General features: G+C 58.0%; 7 protein-coding genes and 1 pseudogene. All 8 read right to left on the bottom strand.

All coding sequences use genetic code 11. The annotated features are described in order from the left end of the window. Window positions 1-116 precede the first annotated feature (116 nt). Window positions 117-380 (bottom strand): hypothetical protein, encoded by a 264-nt coding sequence (locus HMPREF3014_RS00320; RefSeq protein ID WP_031641817.1) that lies wholly within the window; start codon window positions 378-380, stop codon window positions 117-119. Between the two features lie 35 nt (window positions 381-415). After that, the gene (locus HMPREF3014_RS00315) at window positions 416-679 is read right to left on the bottom strand and encodes a hypothetical protein (RefSeq protein WP_070734335.1); all 264 of its coding nucleotides are present in this window, start codon (window positions 677-679) and stop codon (window positions 416-418) included. Then, a complete protein-coding gene (locus HMPREF3014_RS00310; RefSeq protein WP_031688184.1) occupies window positions 676-1,044 on the bottom strand; it encodes a hypothetical protein in 369 nt (122 codons plus the stop codon). Before HMPREF3014_RS00310 ends, HMPREF3014_RS00315 begins: the two co-directional genes overlap by 4 nt. Next, window positions 1,041-1,523, bottom strand: a complete 483-nt coding sequence (locus HMPREF3014_RS00305) for a glycoside hydrolase family 24 protein (RefSeq protein WP_003100997.1) — start codon at window positions 1,521-1,523, stop codon at window positions 1,041-1,043. Before HMPREF3014_RS00305 ends, HMPREF3014_RS00310 begins: the two co-directional genes overlap by 4 nt. Window positions 1,524-2,287: 764 nt before the next feature. Next, window positions 2,288-2,362, bottom strand: a pseudogene (locus tag HMPREF3014_RS34970) (glycoside hydrolase family 19 protein); the annotation flags it as partial. 16 nt (window positions 2,363-2,378) lie between these two features. Then, window positions 2,379-4,844 carry a hypothetical protein gene (locus tag HMPREF3014_RS34730; protein WP_177344145.1) on the bottom strand — a complete coding sequence of 822 codons (2,466 nt, stop codon included), beginning with the start codon at window positions 4,842-4,844 and terminating at the stop codon, window positions 2,379-2,381. 60 nt (window positions 4,845-4,904) lie between these two features. After that, the gene (locus tag HMPREF3014_RS00295; protein WP_053817095.1) at window positions 4,905-7,634 is read right to left on the bottom strand and encodes a host specificity factor TipJ family phage tail protein; all 2,730 of its coding nucleotides are present in this window, start codon (window positions 7,632-7,634) and stop codon (window positions 4,905-4,907) included. Next, window positions 7,606-8,013: a hypothetical protein gene (locus HMPREF3014_RS00290; protein WP_053817094.1), complete on the bottom strand. Its 408-nt coding sequence runs from the start codon at window positions 8,011-8,013 to the stop codon at window positions 7,606-7,608. The genes HMPREF3014_RS00295 and HMPREF3014_RS00290 overlap by 29 nt, the downstream gene beginning before the upstream one ends. Window positions 8,014-8,017 lie beyond the last annotated feature (4 nt).

Below are 8,017 nucleotides of genomic sequence, written 5' to 3'. Positions count from 1 at the left end.
ATCACCATGCGATTTTTTTGGCGATAGCTAGCGGGCTGTAGAGCAGTAAAATCAAGGCTTTCAGGCGTTCCGATTCGCACTAATTCGCATCGATTGGTACAAAAACTGGTACAGGATCAGCGGTCCGACTCATAAGCCGCGACGCCCTTCCCTACCGCCCGCCATTCGTCCTGCGGCATACGCGAATCACAGATGAATACCTCGACCTCCCCGCCTTCTTTCGGCTCCGCAGGCCGAATAGCAGCATGCCGAAGAATCGTCTCCATGTCCGGTACGTAGCTGCTCTCCGAGCCGTGGAACGACCAGATGCCATGTTTCCCAGCGCTGCCCACCTGGTGGTCGAGTTTCACCGACCAGCCCTTGAATCGAATGACCAGCATCGCCCTGCTCCGTAGGAAAAGGCCGTAGTCTACTCCTAATCCTGGCAGGCCTGGTTCGCAGCCAGGAGCTGCGTCTCGTAACCGATCCGCTGCAAGCGTTCGGCGAGCAACGCACGGACCTTGGTCTGGATATCGTCGCCCTTCCTCAGCCCAGCGGTTGCCCAGGCCGGCACCTCCACCGCCGGCACTCGGCACGGCACCGCAACAGGCACTTCTACGCGCACCGTGCGCGGCTCAGGCTCGACCTGGCCGGCGCATCCCGCCAGCGCGCCCATCACCAGCATTAGCACCACCCTCATAGACCCAGCTCCTGATCAATGACCGCCTCGGCAGCCGCACACTGCTCGCCGGCGGTGCGGTCACGCAGCAGACGGTTGGCGGCGGAATACCGCTCGGCGGCCTGCTGTCGTCCCTGCTCCACCGCCTGGGCTGCATCCCGGGCCCGCTGTTCGCCGGCCAGGCGCAGCTCGGCAACCTGCCGGACCTGCTCCGCCACTGCGGACTCCAACTCTCCCCGGGCGGCGCGGCAGGCAACGAGGTCCGACCGCGCGGCGTCGAGCTGCGGGCGGTAGTGCCGCGCGCCGAGCCAGACACCGCCGGCGGTGCCGAGGCCGACCAGCACCAGGCAGGCCAGCGCGACCGATAAAGCGCGGGCGGAGATCACGACAGCACCCCGCCCGCTGCAAGATAGTGCGCTGCCAGGTCATCGAGAGAATGCTCACGCTGGCCGTAACCAGCCCCCGGCAGGCTGGCCCAAATGTTGGAGCACTTCTGCACGGCATCCGCCAAGCGACCGGCCTGTATATCTGCCAGCGCGCGGCGCTCCTTAATCTGCTGCAACGCCACCAGGTCCTGGTTAGCCGGGGTGAAGCCGCCTTTCAGCGCCAGGCTTTCGCGATAGGCATCCCAATACCTCGAGAGAAGCTGATACCTGCCTGCCGCAGTTGAATAAACCTTGTACCGAGGCAGATAGACCTTCAGGCGCGGGTGATCAGCGTACCCATTGAACAGCCCTCCACCGACAACAACGTTGTAGCCGTTGTCGCTACCTCTGATCGTGCTGGTCCCCTCAGACCACGCAAGCATGTCCAGGAACGCAAGAACGTTCCTCCCTCCAGCGGTTTTCTCGGAAACGACTGCCATCGGCGGTCCCTCTCTCAATAGGTGAATGAAATGAAACGGATCGATATCTCCGGGCTTCGCTATGGGCGCCTTTTGGTGGTCGCCTACGACTCTCCCGGGAAAAACGGAGGATCTGTCTGGCTCTGCCGGTGCGAGTGCGGAGCCGAGGTAAAGGTGAACTCGTCGAACTTGCGAAGCGGCTCGACACGTTCATGCGGGTGCCTCGCCAGCGAATGGGCTTCAGCGCTTGGCTCAAACAGGGAATTCGTCAGGAAGCGTACAGCCAAAGTCACCGCGCACGGGCACAGCCGTCGAGGGTTGAAAACCCCGGAGTACAGAACCTGGCTAGGCATGAAACGCAGGTGCTATGACGAGAAGTACAAGGACTTCCCTAACTGGGGCGGTCGCGGTATCAAGGTCTGCGAACGTTGGAATCAGTCGTTCGAGGCTTTCCTCAAAGACATGGGGCCTCGGCCTGCTGGGAGGTACAGCATCGATCGAATCGACCCAGACGGTGACTACTGTCCTGAAAACTGCCGATGGGCCACGATCCATCAGCAAGCGTCCGAAAACCAGCGACGCCTGACCGGAGTCGAGATCGACGGCACTCAGTTCGCCAGTATTGCCCAGGCCTGTGCTCACTTCGGAGTCAACGTCTCTACCGCCCACCAGCGCATCAAAGCCGGAATACCGGTCGATATTGCGGTAAGGACCTGCGGGCGGCTCGCCGCTCGGCGGGAAAGGGAGTCTTACCTCCGCAGGGATCGGCGAGGTACTGCGTGACGCGCACCAACAAAAACGCCGGCACGAGGGCCGGCGTTCGGGAGTATCTGCAGCAGTTGCTGCTCAGTGATAGGCATAATTCTCCCCATGGGCTTAAGTTGCAAAAACGTATTCGATACCGAGCGACGGATATAGACCATACGCCCAAATCTCCCCAAACAGATTTATGTTATTTAAAGCGATCTTGGCTTTTACGTTCAGACGCAGCTTGGCTACTCCATTCACTAGGTAGTTCGGGTCAGCAGAATCGAACTCAAGATATGGGTTAGAACCAGATCCGGAAATACCCGTGAAGTCTCCGCTGTAGACGGAAATGTTCAGTTCCTCTCCGCTCAGTCCTGTAGAAATTTTGACCAAGCTTCCAGACTGTTTATCCATCACAATAGAGAACACCTTAGCACCAAGCGCTTTAGTCACATTGGGGAACGAGTAAGGCTTGCGGCTGTTCAATACAGCCAGGCTATCATCAGGAAGGGAATAGGTTCGACCTCCGGTAATAACGTAGTTATTACGAAGGTATGAGAGAGATGGGTTCAAAGGCCCTGCTTTCCACGCTCCCAGGAAATGCAAGTTGTTGAATCTCTCAAGTGGCGCCAGCGCTGTATACGGCTCAGAAGCCCACCCGAAGGAACAGTTCGTTACGATTCTGCCTGTGTTCTCCCAGTTGATAGCCTGCCGAGTAGCTCCCGTACCCACAGAGGAAGCTGCTGACGACAAGTAAAGGTTATTAACACGCATCCTCCAATTATCGAACGATACCCGAGAGGTGTAGGTAGAAACCCCTTGAAGAATGAACACGTTGCTCTTGTCGGACAAGCTGGTAGTCGTGTTTGTGAACGCACCATCAGCCGGACAGTTAAGCAGTCCATCCTTGAACTCGAATTCGGCGGCCAGGCCATCAAATAGACAGTGCGTTCCAAAGGTTCCAGAGGCCGAGAACTCATATCCAGTCAGATCGATCTCATTTCCAATCCACGACATGCGACCGAGCGTCGTGGAGAACTGGAACGGGACCGGGCCACCATCGGTGAACCCAACGGTACGCTGCGGAGCGTAGTGCCCACGAACAGCGATTTCGCTCACATGAACCGAGACACTCTTTCCGGGTGAGTTGTCGACGACTCGAAAAACATGGCCGCCTGCAAATTTGTACCCATTTGTTTTGCGCAGGTTGTACTCTGCGAGAATCCAGGCTTGTTCGTCAGTATCAACGCCGGAAGTAAAGGTAGTTCCCTTAATTTGCGTCGTGCAGCCGGTTGGATCAGTTGCGTACCGAAGAACGTCGCAATGACTGTATATATTTGCCTGGAACAGTCCGCCAAGAAGACGGAAATGATGTACGCCGTGTGTATCCAGCCCCTTACGGTAGTTGTGGTGGTAGTAACCGCCACTCACAACCATGTTTCCAACGCGAGTAGAGCCAGTTACTCCGTAGCCAGTTCCGACCTCGCCTGAGATGCCGTTGTATGCAAACTCTCCGCCAGTTACCAGAAGGGAGTCAGTATCTTCGACCCAGAAACCTGAACCTACGTTGTAGAACCCTTCGCACTCGTTGATGATTACCTCTTTAGTCTCAGGGCCATACATCGAGAATCCACGATAGTTGAAGTGCTCTACGCGAACACGATCAAGCCGAATGCGATTCACGTTTTGCAGGATAAATCCCCACACAGCACCCTCATACGTCCAGTTTGAGCCTGGAGTGCCGGTCACAAGCCCTTTCTTGGTCGTGCCCTTGATGGTCAGGTTTGAGAATTCAATACTATCTCCAGACGAGAACTTCGCAATAGCATGGGCAATGTCGTTAGTAACATACCCACCACCAGTTACTGGCGCGTACTCATGAATAAAGTCAATGATGGTTGTGTCAATACCATCACCAACGATTCTAATTTTCTCGAAATTGCTGAAGTTAAGTTGACCAGTCTTGATACCCCAATGGCCAGCCGGAATATGGACACAGGCATCGCCACGACTGATTGCCTCAGCGATCAATGCGGAAAACGCAGCCGTGTTGTCGGTTGCGGTGATTCTGGATCCGTCGTTTCCGTCATACTCGGGAGTTCCAGAATAATCAGCAACTGCCCCGAAGTCTGCCAACGAAATAAGCTCATTCAGCTTTGCGTCTACAGTTCTGCTACGGAAACCGATATTCGAACCGCCATCTGATGCAGCAAGTTGCGAACGAAGGTCTCTATCTACCTGTGTAACAAGCAACAACTGATCAGTTGCCCAGTTTCCGCTGAGGTTCACAGGGAATGATGCCGGACGCTTGACGCTGTAAAGATTATCCCCGCGCTGGATCAGTTGGGTCGGACGATCTACAGTCAGCGGAGAGCCATCTACGTACTCCAGTACGCCTGGCTCGAAGCCCTGAGAGGCAAGGTAGTCGTTGACCTGCTGCTCTATTCCAAACCACGACTTTCGGGAAACACCAAAGCGGTCCACCCAAGAGACGCTCGAACGATCGTTCATCGCCGCGTCGAAGTTCTCGGTGTTGTCGTACAGATCGCGCGGGTCTTTGGAGCCCAGCGGGTTACCGGTGGCGTAGGTCGTCATGCAAATTCTCCGGGCATGAAAAAGCCCGCTCTATGGCGGGCTCTGGATTTGTGTGTGCGGTCAGTTGGGGGCGCTGGCGTTGTCGTAGGTGTAGACCCTGGGGTCGTAATTCACCGCTCGGACGGACGCCGCGGTATTGCCGTTTGGATCGATTGAACTGATCAGGGCTGGGTATGGATTTCCCAGCAGCAGGTGCGGCGGTTCGATTTCCCACGAAACATCAGGGACGAAATCGATGCTGGGAATGCTCAGCCGGTAGTCGTCTATCCTCGACGCCGGATATCCACCGGAAACCGTTCCGTCTGGGCGCCGCAGGTAGAGCGCTGGCGAGTTCAGCAGTGACCAGTCGAGCGGCTCGCTGGACTCGATCAGGACCGAGTTTCCAGAGATAACGAACGATTTCAGGTATGCGCTCTGCGCCAGGCCAGGGCCGGGAACATCGCCGGCGAGAGCCACGTAATCCCAGAACTCGCTGTTCAGCGCGTCTAGGCCGGTATCGAACGAGTACTCTGTTCGCCGATATCGCTGCGCCATCCGGCGGCGCATCCCGTAGCGCCAGGCGCGATCGCGGTTTGTGACACCGACAGCCGTGATCTTCTCGACCTTCCTGCCGACATCGCCGGGCAGCCGGCACTGGACGGTATCTTCGATCCAGCCGTTGGCATTGATGAACTCCACATCGACTCCGTCATAGTCGTCCTCAGACGGAGCGCTGATGCTAATCCTCAGTGGGCCATCCATGTTCTGCGGCGAGTACATGTGCCCGAACGTTGTCCTTGGCTCGTCTCGGGCCGCAGAGATCACGCCGCGCTTGATCGTCTTCTCCGCATACCCAGCCGCAAGCACGTCATCCATGATCTGCGCGACAGTTACCTTGCCGTCCTCGTAGATCATGTCGAATGTGTCGCCGCGGGCCTTCCAGATGGCGTCAAGCCGATCGAGTTCCTCAAGATCGAGATCCGCATCGGTGTAGCCGCGTTCCTTCGCGATGTAGCAGAGGAATGGGACGATGTCTCGCGTTGCTATCTCGGGTGTCCATGCACCGTTCTGCCGAGTCGGTAGCATGCGGGTAGCCTCTACCGAGACGCGGCTTTCTGTCTGCGCCGCGATGCGGTCAGACGACCGATATCGAACAGCCATCGTCGTGACGCCGGTGTAGGACGATGGAGCCTGAAGGCGCGCGCGCATCCCGTACCACTGTGTGCGGTCTCGGTACTCGGATGTTGAGTTGCCACCCTGGTTGACGAACACTTTTCGGATGCGAAACTCGGGCCGCATCATGTACGGAAGCGAAATGCCGTCCGTGAATCCCTGCTGATCGAGCGAGCTTCCCGCATGGTTCATGCTGACCGTCATCCATGCGCCGCCGATAGCCATGTCTCGCCACTGGATGTCGTAATAGGTGCGGATCTGGTAGATCTGTCCTTCCCTGCCTACACCGCAAAGCCCCTCTGGGCAAAATACGTCGATCTCGACGAAGTTGGTCTTCTCCGACACAGGGCACGCCGGGAAGGGACCGCGCCAGCCCCCTTCTAGGCTGGTCGGATCGATGGTGACTCTGGACGTAGACGAGTTGAGAGCGGTGAATCCTGGCCAGTCAACATCGACACCGCCCGCACTGGTCAGCCGCTCGACTGTGAGTTGCTGCGCGCTGTACGCCGTGATCCGATAGCGCAGCCCACGCGGGCCGATTGCTGCATTTCCGGAGCCGGTCTGCAACGCATTGGCCGGCGAACCGTTGCTGTAGTTGAGCGTCATCGACGTTGAGGTGATGTCGTTCACCAGATAGAGGCCGCCGTTGGTGCCAACCACCTCGATCTCGTCGCCAACATCCAGGCCGAGTTGGGCGATATCCCCCGTCACGACGTCGCGATTCGTCCCGCCGCCATCGTTCACCGAATAGGGGTACATCGCCTCAACCCGGAGGATCGTCCCCGCAACCCAGTCAGAGGGGAACGACCCGGCTCCGGCAGAAATGATGATGTTCGTTCCGGAAAACGTGAACGTAGTTGCCGACGGGTTCGGGGTGAGATTGGAACTCTCGGTCAGGTCCAGGCCGGCATTACCAGTTGAGCTCGCACCAACTTCCTCAACCAGGTGCCACCAGACCGATGCCGGGTGCCCGCTGACGTTCTGCCCTGGTTCGAAAATCTGGAAAGAGGCATCAGCGCCCAGTGCCAGGAACGACGTGTCACCGATTTTCGCTGCCCCTTCGGCGATCTGGAACCGACCACGGCCAATACACAGGAGCATTTCGGTCCACTGCTCACGCGGACCGGCGAAATACTTCCGGGGCGGCAGGATGTAGTCGGGATAAATCAGGCGACGGCCAGCGACTTCGCGTATCGCATCGCCGAGCTTGACCTTGTTTCCACGCGCACTGGTTTCAGAGAGCGACGCGCCCTGCCCTGGGTTCGTTGGCATGCCAGGCAATTGAGGCATGAGCATCCGAAAAACGGATTGCGCACCTTTGAACAGCGCTGCCGTGATCGTGAACGGATCGGTCCCGCGCGGGAGCTTATAGATCCTCACAATGTCGCCGCGATCGATGATGCGCTCGGCCCACTCACCGGGATGGATGAACTCCTCATGGGCCTTTTTTTGCTTGTCGGTCAGGTCACCGCAGAGCGCAACCTCGGCGGGGACAACACCGATGGAGAACGGGTGGACATCGTGGCAGCGGTACCCAGGAGAATTCGCGGTCAGCCAGGCATGAATCGTCATCCTGCGGCCGATCGGATGCCGCTCCAGCGGTTCTCCGTCAAGGAGCGATGGGTAGATTTCGATCACGGTAGAAGACCACCTTGGAGTATTTGTCACCGAACTTCTGGAGCGGGGTAAGCGACACCCCGCTCCCCGGATTGATTTCGAGAACCCGCAGGCGTCCATCTACCTCGACCAGCAGGCCTACGTGATCGAGCAGACGCCCTCTATAGGCCGCGGCGATGACCCCAGGTCCTGGCTCGCATTGCTCGAGCGCGCGCTGGATCTCCATATCGCACGCCCGCTGCATCGAAACCGGGGTGAGTCGCGTGACACCACCGAAGTCGGTCAGCATCGGCAGTCCGAACAGCTCAACCCGCGCTATGAGCGTCAGGCCCCAACAGTCCAGGCACGGCAGGGACCGCCCGCCCTCGGTATAGATGGCGGTGAGGTATCTGTTCGGCATGGGA

The organism is Pseudomonas sp. HMSC065H01, from assembly GCF_001815235.1.
Taxonomy (GTDB): Bacteria; Pseudomonadota; Gammaproteobacteria; order Pseudomonadales; family Pseudomonadaceae; genus Pseudomonas; species Pseudomonas aeruginosa.
Note: the sequence above shows the minus strand (reverse complement) of the source record. Positions and strands in the feature narration are given on the sequence as shown.